Consider the following 25185-nt stretch of genomic DNA (forward strand, 5'->3'; position numbering starts at 1 on the left):
GTCGGGCTTTTCGATCGTATGATTGTCGACAATCAGCACCGTCGAGCCTGATGCCCCGCATCGCGTTGCGTCGCCGGGGATCAGGGGGCTGCGCGTTGACAAGTTGACACGACTCGACCGACCGGCAGCGCCCGCCACGGGCGGCTGCGGCACAGCCCATCACCGCCTGCAAAGCACGATAAGTCCTATCATCGGCCGACCGCCGTCCGCGCTCAGCCGCGGCGGCCCCGCACCCGGCCTCCCGAGCCGGCCGGCCCCGGCCTCATCCCGTCTCCCGCCCGGGAACGCCCGACCCGTGTCCTCGGCGGTGCGTCACGGTGCCCAGTTAGAAAGGCCCAACCGACGATGCCCAGGTACATGACCATCAGCCTGGAGAAGCGCGGCGTCTCCTGCGTGGCCGAGCTGCTCGAGAAGGACGCCCCGCGCACCTGCGACGCGGTGTGGGACGCGCTCCCCCAGGGCAGCGACATCTACCACGCCAAGTACGCCCGCAACGAGGTCTACGCCATGGTCCCCCGGTTCGCCGCCGAGGAACCGGGCCAGGAGAACCCCACGGTCACCCCCATCCCCGGCGACGTCGTCTACTTCTCCTTCCCCGGCGGCATGCTCGACCGCCGCTTCAAGGAGGAGAAGGGCATCGACCACCTGCCCGGGGTCATCGACCTCGCCATCTTCTACGGCCGCAACAACCTGCTGCTCAACGGCGACGTCGGCTGGGTGCCGGGCAACGTCTACGCCAGCATCGTCGAGGGCCTGGGCCCCATGGCCGAGGCCTGCCACGACGTCTGGCGCTCCGGCGCGATCGGAGAGCGCCTCACCTACCGGCGGCTGGAGGACTAGCTGACAGCGCTCCCGCGCCTCCCCCGGGGGCCGCACACCCGCGGCCCCGAAACCGATAACACGCAGAGAAGGAGGTGAGTGACCAATGCGGACCGATCGGAACGCCGGAGAACCGGTGAGCGGCGACGAACAGGAAGAGCGGGTCCTCCTCAAGCACCCTGAGACCGCCCCCGACCCCGGCACGGACGCGAACGGGGCCACGCCTGCGGGCTCCGCCGACGTGGTGGAGCTCTCCGCCCTGGCCGAGACCCCGTGGCAGTCCGGCGTGGGCATCGTGGCCCCCTACGACTTCGCGCTGGACCGCGAGCTGTGGCGCTGGGCGCCCGACGACGTATCGCTCTACGTCACGCGGCTGCCGTTCGTGCCGGTACCGGTGACCGTCGACCAGGCCTCGGCGCTGAGCGACGGCGACGACGTGGCGCGGGCGACCCGCAACCTGCTGGCCCCCGAACCGCTGGTCGTCGGCTACGCGTGCGCCTCGGGCAGCTTCGTGCACGGCGCCGAGGGCCAGCAGCGCCTGCGCCAGAGCATCCTGGACGCGGGCGCGCCCGCTGCGGTCACCACCTCCGGGGCGACGATCCAGGCGCTGGAGGCGCTGGACGTGCGCCGCATCGCGGTCGTCACACCCTACGTCGACAGCGTCACCGAGCGGCTGCTGGACTTCCTGTCCGAGCACGGGGTCGAGCCCGCCTCCAGCGTCGGCCTGGGCCTGCTGGGCCACATCTGGAAGACCACCTACTCCGAGGTCGTCCAGGCGGTACGCGACGCCGACCGGCCCGACGCCGAAGCCGTGTTCATCAGCTGCACGAACGTGCTCACCTACGACATCATCGCGCCGCTCGAGCGCATGCTCGGCAAGCCGGTGATCGCCGCCAACCAGGTCACCATGTGGGCCGCGCTGCAGGCCATGGGCCGGCAGCCGGTGGCCCACGGCCAGCACCTCGTCGACGCAACCGCCCGCAGCACCGCCGCGTGACGGCCGGTCCCAACCACAGCGAGCCCCGGAAGGGCAGGTGTAGCCAGATGGCACGTGTCGGGTTCCTCTACCCCGGCTACAGCGCCGAGGACGACTACCCGGTGTTCGAGGAACTGCTGGGCGGCGACGTCCGCCTGCACCTCGTGCACACCCTGATGCGCGAGGACGCCCACCGGGTCGACGCGCTGCTGGACGTGGGCGGCTCCGACGTCCTCGGCGAGGGCGCGCGCGAGCTGCGGGCGCGCGGCGTCGACGCCGCCGTGTGGGCCTGCACCAGCGGGAGCTTCGTCTTCGGCTGGGAGGGCGCCCGCGCCCAGGCCGACGCCGTGGGCGACGAGGCGGGCGCGCCGTCGTCCAGCACGTCGTTCGCGTTCGTCAACGCGCTGACCACGCTGGGCATCGGCCGTGTGGCCATTGCCGCCAGCTACCCGGAGGACGTCGCCGAGCGCTTCGTGGAGTTCCTCGGCGCCGCCGGGATCGAGGTCGTCGCGTGGGCGGGGCGGGGGATCGTCACCGCCGCCGAGGTCGGCACCCTGGAGGCCGGCGACGTGCTGGACTGGGTCGCGGCGGGCGACCACCCCGAGGCCGAGGCCGTCCTGGTGCCCGACACCGCGCTGCACAGCGCGGCGATCCTGGACACCCTGGAGGAGCGGCTGGGCAAGACCGTGCTGACCGCCAACCAGGTCAGCGTGTGGGAGGGGCTGCGCCTGGCGGGCGCCGCCGCACCCCGCGACGGGCTCGGCACGCTGTTCCGCGCAGGGGCCGGGACAGCCGCCGCGGCCGAACGCTGACAGCCGGGTGCCCGCCGCGGCGCCGCAGCGGGCACCCGTCGAACGACGGCGCGTGAGGACGAGAGGAGTACGGATGCCATGAACTCCCACAGCGGGCTCGAACCCGTGCCGCGGAGGTCCACCGCCGCGCTGATCGCCGACCAGCTCCGCTCGGCGATCATGTACGGCCACCTGGCGCCCGGCGACCAGCTGGGCGAGACGGACCTCGCGGCGCAACTGGGGGTGAGCCGCGGCCCCTTGCGCGAAGCGATGCAGCGGCTGGTGCAGGAGGGCCTGCTGCGCAGCGAACGCCACCGCGGCCTGTTCGTCCGCGAGCTCGAAGCCGAAGACGTCCGCGACATCTACGTGGCGCGCCTCGCGGTGGAGCGCGCCTCCTGCGAGCTGATCATGCGCGGCAACCGGGGCGAGGCGCTGGCGCGCCTGACCGCCTCGCTGGACCGCCTGGTCGAGGCCGCCGAGACCGGCGACCGCACCGAGATGAGCGACGCCGACCAGGCCTTCCACCAGACCCTGGTGAGCTGCTCGGGCAACCGGCGGCTGGAGCGCATGGCGCAGACCCTGCTGGTGGAGACCCGCATGTGCCTGACGGTGATGCAGGACGTCTACCCCGAGGCCGCCGAGCTCGTCGACGAGCACCAGAAGCTGCTGGACGCCATAACCGAGGGCGACGAGAAGCGGCTGCTCCGGCTCATCGAGTCGCACATGCTCGACACCGTCGATCGCATCAACACGACCGGCCGTTCACGGGTGGGCGGCGCCCCGGCGGCCGGCGACTGAGCGCCCGGCCGCGGGTCTGCCGGTCGCCGGCGGGCCCGCGGCCGGAGGGAGCGGCGGACCGGTGACTGCCGGTCCGCCGGGCCGCCGGCCGCTGGGCCGCCGTTGCGGCAGCGACGGAGCACGCGCGAGCGCCGTGCACCCCCGGTCCGCACGGGACGGCTCCGCCTCGCCCACGACCTGGCGACCTGGCGACCTGCACGCAGAAGCGGACCGACCGCCTGGCGGCCGAGAGGCGCTGAAAAAGGGGGCGCCCGCACGACGCTGCGGACGTCCCCCTGCCGTATCCGGCTCGCTCCGGCCCGCGGCTACACGCCGCCGACCCCGATGTACTTGGTCTCCAGGAACTCCTCGATGCCCACGGTCCCGCCCTCGCGGCCGAGGCCGGAGTGCTTGACGCCGCCGAAGGGCGCCGCGGGGTTGGAGACGATGCCCTGGTTCAGCCCGACCATGCCGGTCTCCAGGGCCTCCGAAACCCGCAGGGCGCGGTTGAGGTCGCGCGTGTAGAGGTAGCTGACCAGGCCGTACTCGGTGTCGTTGGCGGCCGCCAGCGCCTCGTCCTCGGTGTCGAACGAGATGATCGGGGCCACCGGGCCGAAGATCTCCGTGGTGGAGAGCTCGCTGGACTGGGGCACGTCGGCCAGCACCGTGGGACGGTAGAAGTAGCCGTCGCCGTCGCCGGCGGAGCCCCCCACGAGCACGCGGGCGCCGCGGCCCACGGCGTCGTCGACGAGGCTCTGCACCTTCTCGCGGGCCTTGGCGTCGATCAGCGGGCCGACCTGGACGCCGTCCTCGGTGCCGCGGCCGAGCTTGAGGGCGCCCATGCGCTCGCTGAGCCTGCGGGCGAACTCCGTGGCGACACCCGACTGCACGTAGAGGCGGTTGGCCGCGGTGCAGGCCTCGCCGATGTTGCGCATCTTGGCCTGCATGGCGCCCTCGACGGCGGCGTCGATGTCGGCGTCGTCGAAGACCAGGAACGGGGCGTTGCCGCCGAGCTCCATGGAGGTGCGCAGGACCTGCTCGGCGCTCTGCTCCAGCAGCTTGCGGCCCACTCCGGTGGAGCCGGTGAAGGAGACCTTGCGGATGCGGCCGTCGCGCAGCAGCGGCTCGGTGACCCCGCCCGCGTCGGAGGTGGGCAGCACGCTGAGCACGCCCTCGGGCAGCCCGGCCTCGCGCAGGATGTCGGCCAGCGCGAGCGCGGACAGGGGCGTCTGCTGAGCGGGCTTGAGGATCATGGTGCAGCCGGCGGCGATGGCCGGGCCGATCTTGCGCGTGCCCATGGCCATGGGGAAGTTCCACGGCGTGATCAGCATGGACGGTCCCACCGGCTGGCGCATGACCAGGAAGCGCGCCTGGCCGTTGGGCGAGATGGAGTAGCCGCCCTCGATGCGCACGGCCTCCTCGGAGAACCAGCGCAGGAAGTCGGCGGCGTAGGCGATCTCGCCCTTGGCCTCGGCGAAGGGCTTGCCCATCTCCAGGGTCATCAGTAGCGCGAGGTCGTCCTGGCGCTGCATGAGCAGCTCGTAGGCGCGCCGCAGGATCTCGCCCCGCTCGCGGGGGGCGTGCTTGGCCCACGAGGGCTGGGCGGCGACGGCGGCGTCCAGAGCGGCGAAGCCGTCCTCGGTTCCGGCGTCGGCGACCTCGCACAGCACGGACCCCGTGGAGGGGTCCTCGACCTTGAACACCGCTCCGCTGCGCGCCTCGCGCCACGTGCCGCCGACGAAGAGCTGCTTGGGCACGCGCTCGACGACCTGCGTCTCCCGTTCGGCCAAGGTCATTGCGCTACATCCCCTTCTGGGCTGGTGGGTAACGGTGCGTTCGCCGCACGTGCGAAGGCGCCGCGGCGAATACCTCGGGTGACGCCTTCCCAGCGGCGAGCGCGGGCTAACCGCCGCCGTCGGTGTGTTCGTTCCGGCGGCGATGCCCGGATCCGCGCGGGGGTAGGCACGGACCTGGACACCGCCTCATGTGGGATGATTCCATAGCTCTGTCGATTGTCAACAATCCTACGGAAGAGGTCTGATGATGGCTGAGCCGTCGGCCGCGCTCTCCCCCCTGCTCAAGCAGGCCACACCTGTGCTGGCGGCGCGGGGCGAAGGTGTCTACATCTACGACGAGGACGACCGCCGCTATCTCGACTTCACCGCCGGCATCGGTGTCACCAGCACCGGCCACTGCCATCCCCGCGTCGTCGAGGCCGCGCAGCGCCAGGTCGCCACGCTCGTGCACGGCCAGTACACCACGGTCATGCACCGGCCCCTCCTCCAGCTCACCGAGCGGCTGGGCGGGGTGCTGCCCGACGGCCTCGACCGGCTCTTCTACGTCAACTCCGGCAGCGAGGCCGTCGAGGCGGCGCTGCGGCTGGCGCGCCAGGCCACCGGCCGGCAGAACGCGATCGTCTTCCAGGGCGGCTTCCACGGGCGCACCATGGCGGCGGCGTCGCTGACCACCTCCGGCACCAAGATCCGCGCGGGCATCGGACCGCTGATGCCGGGCGTCGTGGTCCTCCCGTTCCCCTACGCCTACCGGCTGGGGATGAGCGAGGAGGAGGCCACGGAGTACGCCCTGCGCGAGCTGGACTACCAGCTGGCCACGGTCAGCGCGCCGAAGGACACCGCGGCGGTCTTCGTCGAGCCCGTGCTGGGCGAGGGCGGCTACGTCCCGGCGCCGGCGGCCTTCCTGCGGGGGCTGCGCGAGCGGGCCGACCAGCACGGCATCCTGCTCGTCGTCGACGAGGTGCAGACGGGCTTCGGGCGCACCGGCGCCTTCTGGGGCCACGAGCACGCGGGCATCCGCCCCGACATCACCATCATCGCCAAGGGCCTGGCCAGCGGCTTCCCGCTGTCGGGGATCGCCGCGCCGCACGAGCTGATGGAGAAGGCCTGGCCGGGGTCGCAGGGCGGCACCTACGGCGGCAACGCGGTCTCGTGCGCGGCGGCGCTGGCCACCCTCGACGTCATCGAGGACGAGGGCCTCGTCGCCAACGCCGCCGAGATGGGCGTACGCCTCACGCGCGGCCTGGCGGGCGTGGCCGCCGACCACGACGTGATCGGCGACGTGCGCGGCCCGGGCCTGATGGTCGGCAACGAGTTCACCGCCCCCGACGGCTCCCCGGACACCGCGACCGCCACCCGCGCCCACAAAGCCGCGGCCGAGAAGGGCCTGCTCCTGCTCACCTGCGGCCCGCACGGCAACGTGGTCCGCATGATCCCGCCGCTCATCGTCACCGCCGACCAGATCGACCAGGCCGTCGACCTGTGGTCCCAGGCGGTGAAGGAGGCCACGGCCTGACGGACGGCCTGACGAACCAGCCCCCCATGGGGGCCTCCGCCGGGTCACCCCGGTCGGCGGAGGCCCCCATGGGACGTCCCTCACACGCCCCCGCCGCCGGCGGATAATCCGGCGAAACCGCTCCGTTCCCCGTGGTAGAGTCATACACGTCTTCCGCAGGGAGCCCCCCGGGGACCCCGGGCGGAGGACACACAACCGAATCAGCGCTCGTAGCTCAATGGATAGAGCATCTGACTACGGATCAGAAGGTTGGGGGTTCGAATCCTCCCGAGCGCGCCGCAGGTCACAGACCTGAACGAAGGCCCTGAGCAGGGAAAATCCGGCTCAGGGCCTTCGTCGTTGTGTACGGCTGTATGCGACCGGAGCCGGTTGGCTACTGCTGTCTGTGCTGAATGTGTGCTGAAGTTCTGAGTGCCGAGTGCGCACGCAGCGTGCACACTCGGCACCGCCAAAAAATCTTCGAAGCTCTTTCCCTCGTGGCACTGAACCGCCCCAACGCGGCCACCGAGGCCAGCGGGCGCTCTTCAGCACCGTGTCGGTGCTGGGCCCGGCCAACTCAGCGATCTGGCCGGTCCGGTAGGGCTCCCGGCGATGATCGGACTGCCACGCGGTGCGAGCGGCGGAAGGCTTGTCCAAAGGTCATCTGCGTGATGATCTACGGTCCCACGCAGCCAGTGCTCTCACCACTGCGGGTATGTCGGAGCGCTCGGCTCGTATGAGGGCGACGAGGCCCACGACCAGTCGGACCGCCAGACGGCCGACCTGGATTGCTGCGAGTGCGATAAGCACGAGCGCGGCGTAGGGCGCCCCGGCATCGAAAGCAGCCTGAACGAGTCCAGACATGACAAACCACAACCTTGGCAAGACTGTGGTTCCCGAGATCAGTTAGGCGGCGCTCGTTGCCTGGCGCACCGGGATCCACAGGCCTAGCTCAGTTGTGGGGCCCTGAGCCTAGGTTCTGGCCCAGGGCGATGAAGTAAGCGCTCGGCCCAGCATACCGACTGAGGCGCTTCCATCGCTCACTCTCGGCCCTCGATCGGCTGTCCGCGTCGGGCATGATGACCTCGCCGCGAGGCGCTGTCGTACTCGGACGAGGACCGCCGGCGTGGTTACTCGCCCCCGAGGGGGTGGGCCTGGGGCTAAAGCAGGCGCGCACGGTTCCCGTCGTTCGGGCAGCTCACCTTTCCCATCCGCGTGCCTGACCAGCCAGCTTCAGATCCGATGCGTCGCCAGAGCTAAAAGCCGTCAAACCCCTTCGCGGCCTGGCGCTTGTCGACTTCGGCGCGGCCATCAATGCAGCGGGCGTAGACCTTCAACAGCATATGGACGCTGTGACCAGCCCACTCGGCGACCTGAGCCGGGTTTGTGGCCTGGTTCAACCACAGTGACACGCAAGCATGGCGTAGGTCGTAGGGACGCCGGGCCAGGGGCGTCTTCTGCTGGTCCGCAGTCAGCGCCTGCGAGCGGGCCCTGTCCCAGGCGCGCTGGTAGACGCCCGTGTCCAGTTGGCGCCCCCGGACACCGAAGAAGACCAGTCCCCCAGGGCCGTCGCCGAACTCCTGGCGGTGGCGCCGCAGGATCCGGGTGAGCCGCGGAGGAGAGGGCACCGTCCTCGTGGCCCCCTCCGGTCGTCCCTTCGGTTGGCGCCGATCGCGGTGATACCCGGAGTCGGTCCAGCGCCGACCGACATCAGGGGCGACCTCCCGCACGATGATCTCGCCCCAGTCCTCACCAGCGTCAGGCTCCTCCCATCGCTCCGTTTCCTCCTCCCCCTTCAACGAGGGCAGAACAACGTCTGCCCAGGTAAGGTTCACCGCCTCCTCGGGGCGCAGCGCCGCGAGAAACAGTGTGGAGAAGAACGCCTCCAGCCGCGGGCCGCTGGGTTGACGCCCGGCGATCACATCGATCAGCGCCCGCGCCTGCGCCGGATTGGGCACCGCGTGGCGATCGACCTGGGAGTTGGTCACGGGAGTGCTCCACTTCACCAGGGCAATGGGGTTGGAGGGGAGATGACCGCACTCCACGGCGTAATCCAGGACATGGGAGAGGACCCGCTTTGCCTTGACCGCGCTGCTGGGCGCGGTTCTGGTGCCGTCCTTCTTACTGGTGATGCGGGTGAGCACGGCCCGCATCGTCGGCGGGTGCATGAGCGCGTCCATGGGCACGGTGTGCGTTGCGGCCCACTGCAGCGCTTGGTCGAGGTCGGCGGAGCGTTGGCTGCTGCGGTGGGCGGTGTTGAAGGCGTGGCGCTGCAAGGCCAGACGCAACAGGTCGCTGTCGGGTTTGCCGGCCTCGCTGCTCCACAGCGCCTCGGTGGCGTCGGTGAGGATGCGGGCGCGGTCTTGGCGGTGCTTGGCCGAGGTCGCCCTCCAGTGCTCATCGACATAGGAGCACACGAACGCAAACCAGGTGGGAACCGCGTCCTCCTCCTGTGCCCAGGAGACGGGGCGGCCGGTGCTCAGGCGGAACGCCTCGCCGTTATTGGTGGCGTTGACGAGGTCGGATCGAAACGCGTCGGCCAGGGCCGCGGTGGCGTGCGGTTCGCGGAAGCGCTTGCCGCCCACGCTCCAGCGCACGGTGTGGGTGGTCTTGCGTTTGCCCTTGTAGACCTCGAACTTTCTCCAGATCCGAACGTCGTAGGAAGTGTCGTCCATCAGTGGGCCTCCTCCAAGGTTTCCAGCCAGCGGTCGAGATCGACGCGCCGAATGCGCAGCGCGCCGTTGGGCAGCTTCAGACAGCGGGGCCCTCGACCCTTGGCCCGCCAGGTGTTGAAGGTGGACCGTGAGATGTGGAGTTCGCGGCAGATCTCGTCGACGGTCAGCCAGCCGCGCGGGCCGGATGCCGGGGTCCGGTTGTTCACCTGCGCACCCCCTGAACGAGACCGCGGAGTGGAGGCGCGTGGTCACGCATGGTCCTGGCCGGGAGGCGCCCCACACGTCCGGCGCCCGGTTCGCACGGTGGTGATTCCGGCGATGCGCATAGTCGGCGGTGCCCCGGGTGATCGCCACGCCGGGCGTCCTCCAGGCACAGGCGGTGGAGCAAACTCCACCGACGTGCCCGTGGGATGAAAGCCCCGTGAGCTGCGGAGCTGTCACCGTATGAGCTGTCAGAAGGGGTTTGGCACCCGCGCTCGGATAGGTGAGGGATGTCTGTCCTGCAAGCCATACGGCGGCGTTGTACACGGGCGCAGCGCGCCACCGTAGGCGATGGCGCTTCGTGGCCCGAGAGGGGTTGTGTAGTGCCGTCGCCGATCGTGCGGTGGGCGGTAGCTGGCGGGGAAGCGGAGTCGCCCGCGCGGCAGGGTCGCGTTGCCACGACAGTGCCGCTGCCGCTGTACCGGCAGGACAGGCCAACCCCGGTATTGCGCGATTGCCGCGGCACGGATGAACCGTCGCCGCAGCTGCCGGTGGGAAGGCGGGAGTGCCGGGAGTCGGTCACGGGTTCTGCACCTCCCATCGGGTGCGGGCGGTGTTGTCCACCCCGCGGTCGGCCCGATGGCGGTTGGTGCGCTGCCACCCGCGCCGCGGCGGCAATGCCGCGGCCGGCCGCCATCCCACGGCACGCAGTGACGCGCCGCTCTCACCCTGTTGGGTGTAGGTGATCAGGCGGCGATACCCCATGGCACGGGCAGCCCGCCAGGCAGCGGCGTAAAGCATGCTGGGCGCGTTGAAGGTGCCGTCGGTGGCCACGCGCACGACTTCCAACGTGGCCCCGTCATCGAGCATCCGCGCCACGGGCCGCCCGATGACCGCGACCCCGACCAGGGCGCCGTCCTCGGCGGCGGCGCCGATGCTGTACTTGTGGCCCACCGGGGGCCGGTGGTGACGGTGCCAGGCCGACACGAATTCGCGGGCTTGGCGGAAGGAAACAGGAACGATGCGCAGGCTCACCGCACACCTCCGTCACGTCGTGGACTGAGCAAGTGGCCGATCGGACATCTGGCCCGCAGTAGCGCGCGGCTGCGCTCACGATCGGGGCCGAGAGCGAGGACGGATGCGGTCATGCGGCACCTCCTCCTGCGGGTCCGGAGCCAGCCTCATCACCGCGGCAGGACCACGGGGAACACCCGTCGGGCTCGGGCCCGGTGTCGATGCCGAAGTCGACCTGGTCCAAGGGGATGCGGTCGCGGTGCAGGTAGGCCGTGCCCTGAAGTGGCATGCCGTTCGCAGTAGCGCCCGGAGGGCCGTGGCGGATGGCGGCATCGAAGGTAACGGCGTCCTCGAAGGAGGCGGGATCGGTGGCTCGCATCTCCGCCCAGGACTCGTTGGAGCGGAACGGGCACCCGATGCAGGCGGATTTGGGGGTGTCGCCGAGGTCGTGAAGGGTGAGGAAGGCGGCGCAGTCGCGGCGCGTCCAGCCGATGTCCAGCAGCGGGAAGACGTTGCGCAGATAGCCGACGTCGGCGTCCTTGGCGCGGTGGACCTCGTCGACGCTGATGCCGATGGCCTGCTCGGCAGTTACCCCCGTGGGGACGCGTGCCGGATGGGGATAGCCCAGTAGGCGCCGGGCCTCGCGCTTGAGCGGGCGGACCTTGTACTCGCTGGTGCATTGGCGCCGGCCCATTCGGCGCTCGCCGTTGGGGCCTTTGATGAACAGCGGCATTGATGCGAACCGGTGCTCCGGGCTCAGTGCGTCGTCGCGGATGTTGCCGGCGGCAACGCGCAGCAGGGGGATCCCGGCATCGGCGGCAACGGCTTCGAGCCGCTCCAGGTGCCGGTAGACGGCCGGGGGTTCCCATCCGGTGTCGGCGAACAGGGCGTGGTCGAAGGTCGGGATGGCGCCGTGGGCGGCGAGCAGCAGGAGGGTGCTGGACTGCACGCCCGCCCCCAGCGACAGCAGCTTCAGCGCGGGTGCGGGCCGGTGCGGATCACGTGGGGCCATGGGTTGGTGTCGGCGGCGGCCAGAAACACGTCCTACTTGTAGATGCAGAATTCATCCCCGCAGAGCGTCCACCCCGCTCTTGAAGTTGATCATGGGTGTGCGTACGCACACTCGACGCGCCGCACTCGCCGGCGCGGCTGCGCTGGGGATGGGCGGACGGGTGCTTTTCATTAGCCGAATCTTCGCCGATTCTTCGCACACCCGGTTGCGAAGATCGTGCTCATTTTTGGCTAACAGCCTTATGTATGACTGGTGGCTCCCGACAACGCGAGGGAGTTTTCACCATGGCCAGTCCAATGCCGTTTTCCGTTCTGCGCCGCTCCTTTGACACGCTTTCCCGCACCCCCGGCGGCCCGCTGCTCGATCTCGGCGGTATTTCCGATGCTCCCCGCCCGGCGATGGGGCCGGCCGAGTTGGCGGACTGGCTGCCCCGAGCCGCCACCGAGACCGCTGACGAGGCCTGGCGGCGCCTGATCACTCGGGCGCGCAGCGGTGAAGCCGCCTGGGCGGTGGTCACCGCCGGGCTTGCGCTGCCCGGCCTGTACGGCATCCGCCGGCGGCTGGGCGCAGGGCTGGGGCCGGACGCGGCCGATCTGGAGGGCGAGATGCTCAGCGCCCTGCTGGACGAGATCCGCGTCCTGGACCTGGCCCCGGGGGCGGTGTGTGGGCGGTTGGTCTATGCGGTGCGCAAGGCCGCACAGCGGTTCCGCTACCGCTGCCTGCGCGACCAGCCCCACCAGGGCGATCCCCACCCCGCGGTGGCGCACGGCCGTGCGGTGACGCCCGGTGCGCGCGGCCCGGTGAGCGTGCTGGCCGAAGCCATCACCAAAGGCGTGCTCACGCACCTGGAGGCCGAGTTGATCGCGCGCACCCACCTGGAAGGCCGCCAACTCACTGCGGTCGCCCACGAACTGGGGGTGGGCTATACGACCGCGCGGCGCAGGCGCACCCACGCCCGCACACGCCTGGTCCGCGCCCTGGGCGAGGACAAATCCGTCGATCCGGTGGACGCTTTCGGGGCCTGAATTCTGCATCTACAAGTGAGGGGTTTTTCCACCCTCGCTGCGACGGGGCAGGGGCGCGGCCATCACACGTCCCTGATTTCCGCATCCGGTCGACGAAAGGAGAAGTCGGCGCACCCCCTGCCCCTCCCCAGCGCTTTTACATCACTGTTTTCGAGGTGAGGGTTATGTCGATCCCACACACCCACTCGTTGCGAGCCGCACTGTGCGGCGTATTCGTCGGTCTTGTGTTCGTGCTCGGCGCGGTTGATCCGGCGCTGGCCCAAGGCGCCGAACAGCCCGGGGTCTCGGATCTGGGTGAGGTGATCACCAACATCCGCAACTGGCTGGTGGGCCTGCTGGTGGCGCTGGCCACGCTGCTGCTGACCATCGGCGGGCTGCGCTACCTGCTGGCCGGCGGGGATCCCGGCGAGGTCAGCAAGGCCAAGGACACCCTCAAGTACAGCGCCTTGGGCTATGGGGTGGCGATCCTCGCCCCGATCCTGGTGGAGATCCTGCGCGGCTTCGTCGGGCTGGACTGAGGATGCGCACCCGCTACCGCGTCGGATTCGCCGTTGCCGCTGTGGCACTGATCGTGCTGGCTCCGGTTGCCGCGCCCCTGGCCCCGGCAGTGGGTGCGGCACCGGCCGATGCCGCGGTTGCCGCTCCGGCGCCGCCGGAGCCCGCCCCCGGTACCGAACCGGAACCACCGCCGACCCCAGCGCCGTCTCCCCCTCCCGAGGACTCGCCTGCCCCCTCGCCCGCACCTGGAGCCGAGCCCGAACCGCCCGAGGACACCGGTAGCAGCGGCGACGGTGAGAGCGACGAGAGACAAGATGGCCCGCCTGCGGCGGGTGGGGAGTGCGGCGCGTTCGACTATGCCTGCAAGGTCAACGAGGCCGTCAACACCTGGCTGGTCTCGACCGTGACCGACATGGCCAACGCCGGCCTGGTCACCGCCGCGGTCGGCATGATCTACACCCCGCCGCCCACTTCCGGAATCGAAGATGCCTGGGAGGTTTCCCGCGGGGTGGTCGCCACCACCTACGTGCTCGTGGTGACCGTGGCCGGGGTGCTGGTGATGACCAACCCGAGCGTGCAGACCTCGGCCAGCGCCAAGGAGGTCCTGCCGCGGCTGCTGCTGGGCTTCGTCGGCGCCAACGCGAGCTGGTTCCTGTGCTCCTTGATGGCCGATGTCGGCAACGGGGCCGCCCTGGGGCTGGTCAGCGACACCGCCACGCCCGAGAGCGTGGCCCAGGCCGTGGGGCGCATCATCGCCAACCCCGAGGGCGAGCTGTTCATCATCGTGCTGCTCTTCCTGGTGGCCAACCTCTTGGCGGTGTTCCTGTACTTCGCCGTGCTGAAGTCGGATCGTAGCCATGTCGTTCTGTGAGCCAAGGAGTTGACTGCCTGTTTTGTCTTCCCTAAGACCGCTTGGCCTCCGACTTCCCGGCTGTGGTGGCGGGCGATGTCGGCCCTGCTGATCATTCAGGTGGCCCAGGCCCTGGTGCTGCGCATCGCGGTGACCATATTCCTCAACCGCGAGCAGATGCAGACTCTCGATCCGGGCGGCACCGTGAGCTCCCTGGCCGATGTGGCGCTGTTGATCTGCTGCCTGTATGTGCTGGTGCGCATTCCGTACTGGGCGTTCAAGCAGGTGTTCAACCTGCAAGCCTCGCCGGTGGTCAAGGGCGCCAAGCTTGCGGTGAGCCTGCTGGTATTTCGCAACATCGGACGGGCGGTTGCCGCCGCGCGGGGCGGGGCCTCAGCCGGGGGCGGCGGCGGGAGTGGACTCCGTGGCCGCGGCGCGCCCCGGGGTGGAGGCGGCGATCCGAATGCGGGCGGCCCGGGGCGTGGGCGTGCTGCCTCAGGCGGATCCGGCGCCCAGAGCGGCTCCTCTCGCCCCGCGGGCGCCCCGGGTGGTAGAGGCACCCAAGCTCAGCCGGGCGGGGCGGCAAGCACCGGCGGCGCGCGCCGTCGCAGCGGCACGGGCAATGCGGCGGGGCCGCTGCGCGGCACCGTCCACCCGCCCGGCGGCAACGGCCGGCAACAGAACCGTCCCCGCGGCGGCCCAGGCGCTTCCCCTGCACGCTCCTCCGAGGCCGGCGGAACTGCCGGAGGAAGCCGGCCCGGGGCCGGTCCGGGCTCGGGCCCTGGCGACACGACCACCGACGGGCGCGGCCCCCGGCAAGGCCCGGGATCGGCATCGGCCGGCCCAGGACGGGCGTACTCCGGCGGGATCCGCGCCCACCGGCCCCGCCCGCCCGGCCCGCACCCGCCGCCTGATCCGGACCGCTATCGGCCGATTCGCCCCGAAAACGTCCGCCTCCCCCCGCAGCAACCGCCGCGGGGGCGCCGGTCGCGCCCGGTGCGCCCGCGCCCTCGCCCCAGCCGCCGCCCAAACAACGAAGCAGGAGACGACTGATGGTGCGTGCACGCATGCCCGCCGACATCGAGCGCGAGGACACCCTGCTGGCCAACCTGACCGCGCGCCAACTGCTGATCATCGCCACCCCCGCCCTGGCCCTATGGGGCCTGTGGAGCGCGGTGGGCGATCTCGTTGCGCTCCCGGTGGTGGGGGCCCTCGCGGTGCCGGTGATGGGCGCTGCGGTGGCCGCCGCCCTGGTACGCCGCGACGGACTCAGCCTCGACCGCCTCCTGGTGGCCGCGGTGGGTTTCCTGCGCTCCCCCAAGCGGCGCTCGACCACCGCCCCTGCCGCCGCCGAGGTGCCCTCCTGGATCAGTGCCCACCCGGGGCCGCTGCCCGCACCCTTGGAGCTGCCGGTGGCGGCAATCGGCGACGACGGCACCATCGACCTGGGCGAACACGGCGCCGCCCTCATCCTCGACTGCTCGACGGTCAACATCGGGCTGCGCACCGAGGAAGAACGCGCCGCCCTGGTGGCCGGGTTCGCCTCCTACCTCAACTCCCTCGCCACCCCGGTGCAGATCCTGGTGCGGGCCGAATCGGTACGGCTGGACCCCCTGGTTGCCGCCCTCGACGCCGCGGCACCCGATTTGCCGCATCCGGCACTGGAACAGGCCGCCCGCGAACACGCCGACTACCTCAGCGACCTGGCCGCCTCCCACACCCTGCTGTATCGCCGGGTGCTGCTGGTGCTGCGGGAGACCTCCGGCACCGCCCGGCAGCAGGCGGCAACGCTCAAGCGCCGGGCCGATGATGCCGCCCGGGCGCTGGCTGGTGCCGGCAGCACCGCCACGCCCCTTGACGGAGGCGCGGCTGCCGCGGTGCTCGCCGCAGCGGCCGACCCCACCCGCACCGGCGGTGTCGCCCCGGAGGATCTCGCCTCCCCCGATGCCGTGATCGCCGGCCCTGAAACCGAACAGCAGGAGGAGGGCTAAGCCATGCGGCGACTGTTGCGAACACGGCGGGCGCACCGGACGGCGACCAGGTCGGGCCCCGTTGACGCTGAGGTCGAGATCGGACCGCGCCGCATGCTCCTGGGCGAGGGCGCCGCGGCCTCCTTCGTCGTCACGGGCTATCCGGCCGAGGTGGGCCACGCCTGGCTGGAGCCGCTGCTGACCTACCCCGGCCGCCTAGATGTGTCCCTGCATGTGGAACCGGTGCCGCCGAAGGTGGCCGCCGACCGGCTGCGCCGCCAGATGGCCCGGCTGGAATCCTCCAACCAGACCGGGGCCGAGCAGGGCAAGCTGGAGGACTTCGAGTCCGAAGTGGCCGCCGCCGACGCCCGCGACATGGCCGCCTCCCTGGCCCGCGGGGACGGCAAGCTGTTTCGCGTCGGGTTGTCGGTCACCGTCCACGCCGCCTCCGAGGAAGAGTTGGAGGAGGAGGTCGGCCACGTCCAGTCGCTGGCCTCCTCCATGCTGATCGACGCCCGCCCCGCTTCCTACCGCCAACTCCAGGGGTGGGTCACGGCGCTGCCGGCGGGCGTGGATCTATTGGGCCAGCGCCGCAGCATGGACACCCACGCGCTCTCGGCGGCCTACCCGTTCGCCTCCCCCGACGTGGCGGTCGAGACCTCGCCCACCGCCGTCCTCTACGGCCTCAACGCCGACTCCTCCGGTGTGGTGGTCTGGGACCGGTGGGCGCTGGACACCTACAACACCGTCGTGTTGGCCCGCTCCGGCGCCGGCAAGTCCTACTTCTGCAAACTCGATCTGCTGCGCAGCATGTACGCCGGCGTCACGGCCGCGGTCATCGACCCCGAGGACGAATACACCCGCCTGACCGACGCAGTCGGCGGCACCACCATCCGCCTGGGCGAACCCGGGGTGCACCTCAACCCCCTCGACCTCGCTCTCGACCGAACGGCAACCCGCGACGCCCTGAGTCGGCGGGCGTTGTTCCTGCACACCCTGCTGGCGGTCATGCTCGGCGGTCCCCTGGGCCCGCGCCAGCGCGCCGCCCTGGACCAGGCGCTGATCGCCACCTACCGGGCCGCGGGCATCACCGCCGACGAGCGCACCTGGAACCGTCCCGCGCCGCTGCTGGCCGATCTGGTCGCCACCCTGGAGAACGAGGGCGACGAGCACGGCCGAGACCTCGCCGTCCAGCTCGCGCCCTACACCACGGGCTCCTACAACGAGCTTTTTCGCGCTCCTTCCACCCGGCGGCCTTCCGGCCATCTCGTGTCCTGGTCGCTGCGCGCGTTGCCGGACGAACTGAAGGCGGTGGGCACGCTGTTGGCGCTGGATGCGATCTGGCGCGGCGTCGCCGATGCCGCCCCCGATCACCCCCGCATGGTGCTGGTGGATGAGGGCTGGCTGCTCATGGCCGAGCCCGAGGGCGCGAAGTTCCTGTTCCGCCTGGCCAAGGCCGCCCGCAAACGCTGGGTCGGGTTGACGGTGGCCACCCAGGACGCCGCCGACGTACTCGGCTCCGAGCTGGGCAAAGCCGTCGTCGCCAACAGCGCAACGCAGGTCCTGATGCGCCAGGCGCCCCAGGCCATCGACCAGATCGCCGACTCCTTCGCGCTGTCCGACGGCGAGCGCCAGCACCTGCTCACCGCCTCACCTGGAGATGCGCTGCTGTGCAGCGGACAGCGCCGGGTGGCCTTCCAGGTGGTGGCCAGCGACACCGAACACGCCTTGGTCACAACAAACCCAGCCGAGCAGTTCACGAATCCCGACGACTCCGCCCGAAATCCCGACGACTCCACCGGTCTGGACACCGACACCGCCGAGGAGGACGACCTGCTGTGACCCCCCGTCTCACCGAACTGGGCCGCCTGCCCACCGCACTCGCCGAGTTCCTGTTCTTCCTGATCACCACCTATGGGTGGTATCTCCTAACCGCGGCGCTGGTGATCGTCGCCGCCCTGCTGGCCGCGCGCACCGCCGCCTCCTTGATGCGGCACCACCGCTGGGCCCGCGATGCCCGCCTCATCGAGATCCTGCCGCCGCCCGAGAGCGATCTCTCCGGGGCGGTGCACCTGTGGCGCCAGATGCTGGGCACCCTGCGCCCCGCCTGGAAACGGCTGCTGTTGGGCCAGCCCCACGTGGTGTGGGAATACGCCATGACCACCACCGGATTGGGCATCCGCATGTGGGTACCCGGCCCCACCCCGCCCGGCCTGGTCGAACGCGCCATCACGTCCTCCTGGCCCGGTGCCGCGGCCACCACCCGCCCCGTCCGCCCACCCGAAGCCGACCAGCACGTGCGGGGCGGCCGGGTCCGGCTGGCCCGCCCCGACCACTACCCCATCGAGACCAGCTACGACGAAGACCCGGTGCGCGCCCTGATCGGCGCGGCCGGCGACCTCATTGAGCATGAGCAGATCCTGGTGCAGATCGCGGTGCGCCCCATCACCGGGGCCCGGCTGCGCCGCGCAGGCCGCGCCGCCCACCGCCTGCGCCAGACCACTCCCGAGACCGCCGACCCCTTCGCCCCCGGCCACCGGCCCCGCCGGCACGGGCCCTCGCCGGAGGCCTCCAGCGAGATCCGCGCGATCGTGCACAAAGCCACCCAGCCCCGGCTGGAAACCCACATCCGCTACCTCATCACCTCGCCCGGCCAAGACGAGGAGGCGCACCAGCGACGCCGCGGCCGCTCCCACGCGCTGGCCGCCGCGTTCGCGGTCTTCAGCGGCCACAACTACTACCACCGCCGCCGCATGCTGCTACTCCCCCGGTGGCGCACCCAGGTGCGCTACATGAGCTCCGGCGACCTACTCACCGCCGCCGAACTGGCGGCCGTGGCGCACCTGCCCCTCGATGAGACCGTGCCGGGGCTGCAGCGCGCCCCGGCCCGCCCGGTTCCGCCCCCGCCCCAGGTCGCCGCCGACGCCCCGCAGGCGAGGCTGCTGGGCACGGCGGAACAGTCCGAGCGGCGCACCATCGCCCAACACGCCGCCGATGCACGCCAGCACACCCACATCATCGGCGGAACCGGCACCGGCAAAACCACCCTGCTGATGAACATGGCCCTGGACGACATCGCCAAAGGCCGCGGGCTGGTGATGATCGAACCCAAGGGCGAGTCCGACCTGCTGCTGCCCCGCATCCCCGAGGAGGCGATGGGCCGGGTCGTGCTGATCGATCCCGACGACGACGCCTCGCCGCCCGCCCTCAACGTGCTGGCCGGCACCGATCCGGTGCGTACCGCCGACACCATCACCGGGGTGTTCCAGCGCATCTTCGCCGACTCCTGGGGGCCGCGCACCGACGACATCCTGCGCTCGGCCGTGCTCACCCTCGCCGGAACCCCCCAGGCGAGCTTGGCCAACATCCCCAAGCTCCTCGACCAGCCGAGTTTTCGCCGCCGCGCCACCGCCCACCTCGAAGACACCTCCGTTTTGGCCGGGTTCTGGTCCTGGTACGAGGGCCTGTCCGAGCCGGCCCGGGCGCACGCCACCGCCCCGTTGATGAACAAGCTGCGCGCGGTCCTGCTGCGCGACTTCGCCCGCGACCTGCTGGCCGCCCGCCCCCACCACAGCCTGAACCTCGCCCGCGTGCTCGACAAGGACGCGATCATCATCGCCCGCCTCCCCAAGGGCGTGCTCGGCGAAGACACCAGCTCCCTGCTGGGTTCGCTCGTGCTGGCCCAGGTATGGCAAGGGGTGCTGGCCCGGGCCGCCCAACGGGAGTCCGAGCGGCGCGACATGGCGATCTACCTCGATGAGGCGCAGAACTTCCTCACCCTGCCCTACGGGCTGGGCGACATGCTCGCCGAAGCCCGCGCCTACCGCGCCGGACTCACCCTCGCCCACCAGGACCTGGCCCAACTCCCCCGCGAGCTACGCGAGGCCACCTCCACCAACGCCCGCTCCAAGATCTTCTTCGACGTCTCCCCCGAAGACGCCCGCGCCCTGGCCCGCCACGTCCACCCCGAACTCGGCGAACACGACTTGAGCCACCTGGCGCGGTTCCAGGCCGCCACCCGTCTGGTCGCCCACGGCGCGCTCACCCCCGCCTTCACCCTGCGCACCCAACCCCTGCCCGCACCCATCCGCGGGCGGGCCACCGCCGTGCGCAAGGCCGCCCGCACCAACCACGCCCCACCCGCCCGTTCCTGAAGGAGGCGAACCCGTTGTCTGTCGTTCTGCGCCCCGACCACCACGCCCCCATCCGGCCCCGCAGCTCGCCGGAGGTCATCAAGACGCTCGTGGCTCGCCTGACCGAGCGGGATCGGCGCATCATGCGCTTGATCTGGCGCCACAAGGTGCTGACCACCGACCAGCTCACCGCCCTGGGCTGGAACTCCTACAACACCGCCAAACAGCGCCTGGCCACCCTGCACCGGCTGCGCGCCCTGGAGCGCATCCGCCCATGGAACCCCCGCGGCGGCGCCCCCTGGCACTACGTCCTCGACACCCCCGGCGCCGAAATCCTCGCCGCTGAACACGGGCAGACACTGCGCGAGTTCGGCTACCGCCGCGACCGCGCCCTGAACCCGGTCACCTCCGCGGCGCTGGGCCATCTGCGCGGCCTCAACCAGGTCTTCGTCGATCTCTACGCCCACGCCCGCACCGAGGCCAACGACGCCCACCTGGACTGGTGGACCGAGGCCGAGTGCGCCGACCTCTACGGCGACATCGTCCGCCCCGACGGCGGCGGCACCTGGACCATCGCCAACCGCCACGTCGGCTTCTTCCTCGAATACGACATGGGCACCGAACGCCTGCGCCGCCTGGTCGACAAAATCGCCGCCTACGGCGAACTCGCCGCAACCACCGCCACCACCCCCGTTGTGCTGTTACACCTGCCCAACCGGCGCCGCGAGGCCCACCTGCGCCGCGCCCTCGGCACCGGCCCCGCGGTGACGGTGGCCACCGCCACCCACGACGCTCACCCGGCCGAAGCGGTCTGGGTGCGCGCCGACGACCCCCATCTGCACCCGCGCCGCCTCATCGACCTGGCCCCCGACGGCAAGACCGCCCACCAGCCGATGCTGCCCGCCTGGGACGACGAGGAGGAGGACGTTGGCTAGCCTCGGCTGCGGCGCCGCGCTGGGCGCCGCAGCCCTACTCGCCCCTGCCCTGGCCTTCTCCGCTCTCACCGCCATCGCCGACCCCGCCACCACCGCGGGGGCGCCCGCCGACGTCGAAGGGGTGCCCGACCGGCTGCTGAACGCCTACGCCAGCGCCGCAGCCACGCTGCACGAGACCCAGCCGCAGTGCTCCGGGATGCGTTGGCAGATCCTCGCGGGCATCGGCAAGATCGAGTCCTCACTGCTGGCCGGCCACGACATCGCCCCCAACGGCGACGTGTCCCCTCCCATGATCGGCCCCCGCCTGGACGGCTCCGGCGTCGGCGGCAATCTGACCCCGCACTACGACACCGACAACGGCACGTGGGACGGCGACACCGAATACGACCGCGCGGTAGGCCCCAATCAGCACCTGCCCTCGGGCTGGGACACCTACGGCGCTGACGGCAACGGCGACGGCGTCAAGGACCCGCACAACGCCTACGACTCGGCGCTGGCCAGCGCGCGGGAACTGTGCCTGAGCGCCGGCCAGGGCGGCGTCGACTTCACCGACCGCGAGGCGCTCGCCGAAGCGCTGTACCGCTACAACCACAGCGACCAATACGTGGCGGACGTGCTGGAGGCCATCGACCGCTTCGACGCCATCCCGGTATCCGCGGGAAGCGGCGCCGGCAGTTCGCAAGGCCGGGCCGCGGTCCAATGGGCGCTGCGCCAGGTCGGCAAACCCTACGTCTGGGCCGCCGAAGGCCCGGCCGCCTTCGACTGCTCCGGACTCACCATGTGGGCATGGCAGCAGGCGGGCGTGGACATCCCGCGCGTGACCACCGACCAATACCGCATCGGCACCGCCGTTTCCCTCGACGAACTTCAGCCCGGCGACCTCCTCTTCTACGACACCGGAGGCCCCGGCGCCCCGCCCGCACACGTCACGATGTACGTCGGCGACGGGAAGATGGTCAACGCCCCCTCCACAGGCAAGAACATCCGTGTGGAGCCGGTGTCCTCGGACTACTACAGCCCGTTACTCATGGGGATCCGGCGCCCCGAAACGTAGGATTAACCCCCTGGGCCCCATCTATGAAAGCCGTAGTTGCGACCTACCGGAGACGTAATCGGGTCACGTGGTCATCGCTGGTGCACCTCGGCTGGTGAGTGCGATGCCGGCATCCAGCCCGGGCAGCGAAGCCAGCCCCGTAGCCGCGGTCAAGCTCAGCCCTCAAGTGGGTGCGCCCCCGGCATCGCCGCAGCCGACCGACCGGCCGGTGGGTGTGCGCACCGCCGGCGCACTGCCGCTGGACCACACGGTCTGACGCATCGCGGACCGGCACACCCGTTGTTAGGCGGCGATCGAGTCCGCCACGTTCGTGATGCGCTATTCACGAGCTTTGTGGGATCCCGCAACTGCCGCCGAATGCGCTAACATAAGAGCTGGCCATATCACCTTTTGCCTAGTCAACAAATGGTACTGGCCAGGGAGTGGTCGGTCTCGTCCGGCCACTCCTTTTATGTGCGGTCTGCTGCGCAGCGGCGCGCACGCGCAGCGAATGGCAACGCCGCCTTGCACTACAGGATGGCGCCTGGTTCGCTATCTGAGCGTTTCCGCGATTGAGAGTGTCCTTGTGGCTCGTCTCTGTGGACCCACCCGGAACCGCGCCGTGGTGTTCCGCGGCTGGTGCGTACGCACGACGCGCCTCGTGCGTACGCACCACGGCCTCCCTTCGGACGCCCAGGCCGTCGAGCGTCAATCGGATGAGGCCCGCCGGATGGGCGACCCCGCGTCATCGCCCACTGGGCGGGCTCCGGTGCGCACGGCCTGTTCCACGCGGCGCCAGTCCGGTTCGGGCTCGTCCCACAGGACACGGTCCACGAACCGGTGAACGGGCCCCTGGACAGGCTGATCGGGGATGTGGGAGGTAACCACCCACATCTCCTCCGCGGTGAGTACATAGGCCCACTCGATGCCGGCGGGCCCGCAGCCGCTGGGCTCGTGTGGGCAGCGGCACTCCAGGAGCTGGGCGCCTTCGCTGCGCTGACCGTGGCAGTAGCAGGCCGGGTAGTGGCCTCGGATCGGCGAGGTGGCGCTGACGAAGCCGCTGAGGTCGAACTCGGCGCGGGTGAAGGGCCCGTGGGCGTCGGCGCCGGAGTAGAGCAGGCATGACCAGCCGGCCGGGTGGTCGGCGATCAGTGTCTGCGCCATGGCGGTGTGGTCGCAGTCGAAGGTGTGGTGGTAGAGCCGGTACAGCTCGCGCCCGAGGCCGGCGGGGTAGCTGTCGGTGTGGTGGTAGCGGCCCCACCAGCTGCCCTGCTGGGTGGGTAGGGCGATGGCTCCGCGGGTGCTCACTGGTCACCACCTCCGTCGAGGTCGTCGGCGGCGTCTGCGGCGCGTAGGAGCTGGGTTGCCAGCTCCCGGGCGCGCTGGGCAGGCAGGGGTACGAGGTGGGCGAGTTGGCCGGCCGGGGCGATCCAGGCCATGACCTGGCCGGTGGCCGGTTGCACGGCCGCGCCCACGGCGGGTGGTGTCGGTACGCTGGGCATGCTTTGCCTCCGGTTCTTGCGCGTGTGTTGTGTCGGGGACTGTTGGGGGTGAGGCAGGGGTCGACCTGCGGCTTTCAGGTCGGCCCCGCTCGATCGAGGTACGCGGGGCGTTGAGCCCTCGGGGATGTGTGCGCTGCCGGGTATTGGGGATCGGCGGGGGTCACCCGGAGCGGTAGAACTCCTCCCACCGGTCGCCCATCCACAGTTCAGCGCGCACAATGCGCGGCCCCAGGGCCAGGTGGGGTGCGCTGGCGCGGGCCAGCGCGTAGTCGAAGGGCCTCCCCGGCCTGGTGCGGAACTCGAACACCTGAGGGATGCCGGAGGCGTCGAACCCGCGCACCACATGGGTGCGGTCGGCGTCGGCTTGGGCCACGAGCGCGGCGTATTCGTACTCGCCGTCCAGCGCGTCGAGCACCGCTTCCTCGTCGACGGGTTGGCCGTCCCCACTGCGACACGCGGTGACGAACTCCTCGACCACGTGGCGCGCCTGCGCGCTGGCGGGGGTGAACTCCGTGGGACCGCCGTGGCCGGTGTTGGAGATGGTGCCCAGCAGGGTGGAGTCCTCGCACAGCCGAGCCGTCCAGGCGATGCCGCGCGGTGTTTCGAGCTGGTCGACGTGGGTGACGCGGATGCGGGTGTGGGGCACCTGCAGACCGGTGTGGACAAGGGTGATCACGACTTCCTCCGTTTCCTGGTTGTGCGGTCGCTGTCGGGGTGGTGGGTCGGTGGTACTCACGCGGCGTCGCCGCGGGTGAGCCGGTCCAGGGCCTGGAGCATCGCCTTGTCGCGGCGGATGTGGCCGGCCAGGTCGAGGGTGTGGCGGCGCTGGGCCTCAGCGGCGGCGATCCAGTCGTCGGTGAGGATGTCGCCCACGCCCAGCAGCACGCGGGGTCCCAGACCCCACAGCAGCGCGTTGGCCGCCAGGCAGGCGATGGCCAGCGGATCGACATCGACGGCGGCCCACGTGACGGTGGCGGGGTCGCGGCCGTGGTGGCGCATGGCCTGGGCCAGGGCGCGCAGCATCCCGCCGGTGCCGGCGGTGGGCTCGTGCATCTGCGTGCCTTCTTCGGGGGCGCCGAGCATGTGGGCCATCGCATCGGCGACACCGGGAGCGGTGTAGAACGCGCTGTGGGCGGTGGCGGCCTTCCGGCCACGCAAGGTGGTCAGCACGTGGCCGAGCAGGTCGAGAGAGCACCGTAGTTCGGGTTCGGCGCTGAGGTGCCACAGGCCGCGCTGCAGCGCCGCCTTCGCGACCCGCTGGGCCGCGCGCACCGTCGGGCCCGTGATGGCGTTCTCGCCATCCCAGACGCTGACCAGCGGCCAGGCGGGGGTGATCAGGTCGGGGCGGGCGTTGACGAATTGGCCCCATTGGGCGCGCATCAGGTGGGTGAAGACGTCGTTGTCCAGGGCGGCCACCTGGGCGGCGGCGCGGTCGCGCTTGTCCGGCGGTGGGGCGATCAGCGCCAGGGTGGCCACCACCGAGACGGGCACCTGCCAGTCGCCGTGGCCGTGGTCGTTGTGCCAGGTCTCGTCGACGGCCTCGGCGATACGGGCGGCGTAGGAGTGGATGCTGCCGGTCGGCGGGGCGATGCCCAGCGGGTTGTGGGAACGCCCCGCGGGCTGCTTGCGGGACTGAGTCATGGTGATCCCTCGCATCGGATCGCAGCGGTCCGGGCGGCGCCGGAA

At 71.1% G+C, this 25185-nt stretch carries 22 protein-coding genes and 1 tRNA gene; 14 read left to right on the forward strand and 9 right to left on the reverse strand.

Features of this window, described 5'->3' with window-relative positions; all coding sequences use genetic code 11:
• The first annotated feature begins 357 nt into the window (after positions 1-357).
• The 4 genes from ABEA15_RS07490 to ABEA15_RS07505 all read left to right on the forward strand — a co-directional run bounded on the left by ABEA15_RS07490 (position 358) and on the right by ABEA15_RS07505 (position 3384).
• Positions 358-840 carry a DUF3830 family protein gene (locus ABEA15_RS07490; protein WP_344141491.1) on the forward strand — a complete coding sequence of 161 codons (483 nt, stop codon included), beginning with the start codon at positions 358-360 and terminating at the stop codon, positions 838-840.
• Positions 841-925: 85 nt separating this feature from the next.
• Positions 926-1816 carry a maleate cis-trans isomerase family protein gene (locus tag ABEA15_RS07495; protein WP_345556011.1) on the forward strand — a complete coding sequence of 297 codons (891 nt, stop codon included), beginning with the start codon at positions 926-928 and terminating at the stop codon, positions 1814-1816.
• A 47-nt stretch (positions 1817-1863) separates the two neighbouring features.
• Positions 1864-2607: a maleate cis-trans isomerase family protein gene (locus tag ABEA15_RS07500; protein WP_345556012.1), complete on the forward strand. Its 744-nt coding sequence runs from the start codon at positions 1864-1866 to the stop codon at positions 2605-2607.
• A gap of 78 nt (positions 2608-2685) precedes the next feature.
• Positions 2686-3384 (forward strand): GntR family transcriptional regulator, encoded by a 699-nt coding sequence (locus tag ABEA15_RS07505; protein WP_345556013.1) that lies wholly within the window; start codon positions 2686-2688, stop codon positions 3382-3384.
• A gap of 305 nt (positions 3385-3689) precedes the next feature.
• Here ABEA15_RS07505 and ABEA15_RS07510 read toward each other — a convergent pair whose 3' ends face one another.
• Entirely contained in the window at positions 3690-5159 is a 1470-nt protein-coding gene (locus tag ABEA15_RS07510; RefSeq protein ID WP_425579369.1) for an NAD-dependent succinate-semialdehyde dehydrogenase, read from the reverse strand.
• Between the two features lie 247 nt (positions 5160-5406).
• On the opposite strand from ABEA15_RS07510, the gene ABEA15_RS07515 reads away from it, so the two are divergent.
• Both ABEA15_RS07515 and ABEA15_RS07520 read left to right on the forward strand, forming a co-directional pair.
• Entirely contained in the window at positions 5407-6672 is a 1266-nt protein-coding gene (locus ABEA15_RS07515) for an aspartate aminotransferase family protein (RefSeq protein ID WP_345556014.1), read from the forward strand.
• Between the two features lie 203 nt (positions 6673-6875).
• Positions 6876-6948, forward strand: a tRNA-Arg gene (locus tag ABEA15_RS07520).
• A 959-nt stretch (positions 6949-7907) separates the two neighbouring features.
• Here ABEA15_RS07520 and ABEA15_RS07525 read toward each other — a convergent pair.
• From ABEA15_RS07525 to ABEA15_RS07540, 4 genes are all read right to left on the reverse strand, one after another.
• The gene (locus ABEA15_RS07525; protein ID WP_345556015.1) at positions 7908-9326 is read right to left on the reverse strand and encodes a tyrosine-type recombinase/integrase; all 1419 of its coding nucleotides are present in this window, start codon (positions 9324-9326) and stop codon (positions 7908-7910) included.
• The gene (locus ABEA15_RS07530; protein ID WP_345556016.1) at positions 9326-9532 is read right to left on the reverse strand and encodes a helix-turn-helix transcriptional regulator; all 207 of its coding nucleotides are present in this window, start codon (positions 9530-9532) and stop codon (positions 9326-9328) included. Before ABEA15_RS07530 ends, ABEA15_RS07525 begins: the two co-directional genes overlap by 1 nt.
• Positions 9533-10106: 574 nt before the next feature.
• Positions 10107-10562: an XF1762 family protein gene (locus tag ABEA15_RS07535; RefSeq protein WP_345556017.1), complete on the reverse strand. Its 456-nt coding sequence runs from the start codon at positions 10560-10562 to the stop codon at positions 10107-10109.
• 109 nt (positions 10563-10671) lie between these two features.
• Positions 10672-11553 (reverse strand): hypothetical protein, encoded by an 882-nt coding sequence (locus tag ABEA15_RS07540; protein WP_345556018.1) that lies wholly within the window; start codon positions 11551-11553, stop codon positions 10672-10674.
• A gap of 296 nt (positions 11554-11849) precedes the next feature.
• On the opposite strand from ABEA15_RS07540, the gene ABEA15_RS07545 reads away from it, so the two are divergent.
• From ABEA15_RS07545 to ABEA15_RS07585, 8 genes are all read left to right on the forward strand, one after another.
• Positions 11850-12578: a hypothetical protein gene (locus ABEA15_RS07545; RefSeq protein WP_345556019.1), complete on the forward strand. Its 729-nt coding sequence runs from the start codon at positions 11850-11852 to the stop codon at positions 12576-12578.
• Positions 12579-12742: 164 nt separating this feature from the next.
• Positions 12743-13096, forward strand: a complete 354-nt coding sequence (locus ABEA15_RS07550; RefSeq protein ID WP_345556020.1) for a pilin — start codon at positions 12743-12745, stop codon at positions 13094-13096.
• Positions 13097-14978: 1882 nt separating this feature from the next.
• Positions 14979-15917, forward strand: a complete 939-nt coding sequence (locus tag ABEA15_RS07560; RefSeq protein ID WP_345556022.1) for a PrgI family protein — start codon at positions 14979-14981, stop codon at positions 15915-15917.
• Positions 15918-16010: 93 nt separating this feature from the next.
• Positions 16011-17738 (forward strand): VirB4 family type IV secretion system protein, encoded by a 1728-nt coding sequence (locus ABEA15_RS07565; RefSeq protein ID WP_345556023.1) that lies wholly within the window; start codon positions 16011-16013, stop codon positions 17736-17738.
• A complete protein-coding gene (locus ABEA15_RS07570; RefSeq protein WP_345556024.1) occupies positions 17735-20050 on the forward strand; it encodes a type IV secretory system conjugative DNA transfer family protein in 2316 nt (771 codons plus the stop codon). The genes ABEA15_RS07565 and ABEA15_RS07570 overlap by 4 nt, the downstream gene beginning before the upstream one ends.
• 14 nt (positions 20051-20064) lie before the next feature.
• Complete coding sequence (locus ABEA15_RS07575) at positions 20065-20964, forward strand: replication-relaxation family protein (RefSeq protein ID WP_345556025.1); 900 nt, start codon at positions 20065-20067, stop codon at positions 20962-20964.
• A complete protein-coding gene (locus tag ABEA15_RS07580; RefSeq protein WP_345556026.1) occupies positions 20957-22018 on the forward strand; it encodes a C40 family peptidase in 1062 nt (353 codons plus the stop codon). Before ABEA15_RS07575 ends, ABEA15_RS07580 begins: the two co-directional genes overlap by 8 nt.
• A 103-nt stretch (positions 22019-22121) precedes the next feature.
• Positions 22122-22274 (forward strand): hypothetical protein, encoded by a 153-nt coding sequence (locus tag ABEA15_RS07585; RefSeq protein ID WP_345556027.1) that lies wholly within the window; start codon positions 22122-22124, stop codon positions 22272-22274.
• A 431-nt stretch (positions 22275-22705) separates the two neighbouring features.
• Here ABEA15_RS07585 and ABEA15_RS07590 read toward each other — a convergent pair whose 3' ends face one another.
• The 4 genes from ABEA15_RS07590 to ABEA15_RS07605 all read right to left on the reverse strand — a co-directional run bounded on the left by ABEA15_RS07590 (position 22706) and on the right by ABEA15_RS07605 (position 25140).
• Positions 22706-23305: a hypothetical protein gene (locus tag ABEA15_RS07590; protein ID WP_345556028.1), complete on the reverse strand. Its 600-nt coding sequence runs from the start codon at positions 23303-23305 to the stop codon at positions 22706-22708.
• Entirely contained in the window at positions 23302-23499 is a 198-nt protein-coding gene (locus ABEA15_RS07595) for a hypothetical protein (RefSeq protein ID WP_345556029.1), read from the reverse strand. Before ABEA15_RS07595 ends, ABEA15_RS07590 begins: the two co-directional genes overlap by 4 nt.
• A 160-nt stretch (positions 23500-23659) precedes the next feature.
• Positions 23660-24175: a hypothetical protein gene (locus tag ABEA15_RS07600; RefSeq protein ID WP_345556030.1), complete on the reverse strand. Its 516-nt coding sequence runs from the start codon at positions 24173-24175 to the stop codon at positions 23660-23662.
• Between the two features lie 56 nt (positions 24176-24231).
• On the reverse strand, positions 24232-25140 hold the full coding sequence (locus tag ABEA15_RS07605) for an N-6 DNA methylase (RefSeq protein WP_345556031.1): 909 nt from the start codon (positions 25138-25140) through the stop codon (positions 24232-24234).
• Positions 25141-25185: the final 45 nt, after the last annotated feature.

The sequence above is a fragment of the Streptomonospora halophila genome, assembly GCF_039542725.1.
GTDB lineage: Bacteria > Actinomycetota > Actinomycetes > Streptosporangiales > Streptosporangiaceae > Streptomonospora > Streptomonospora halophila.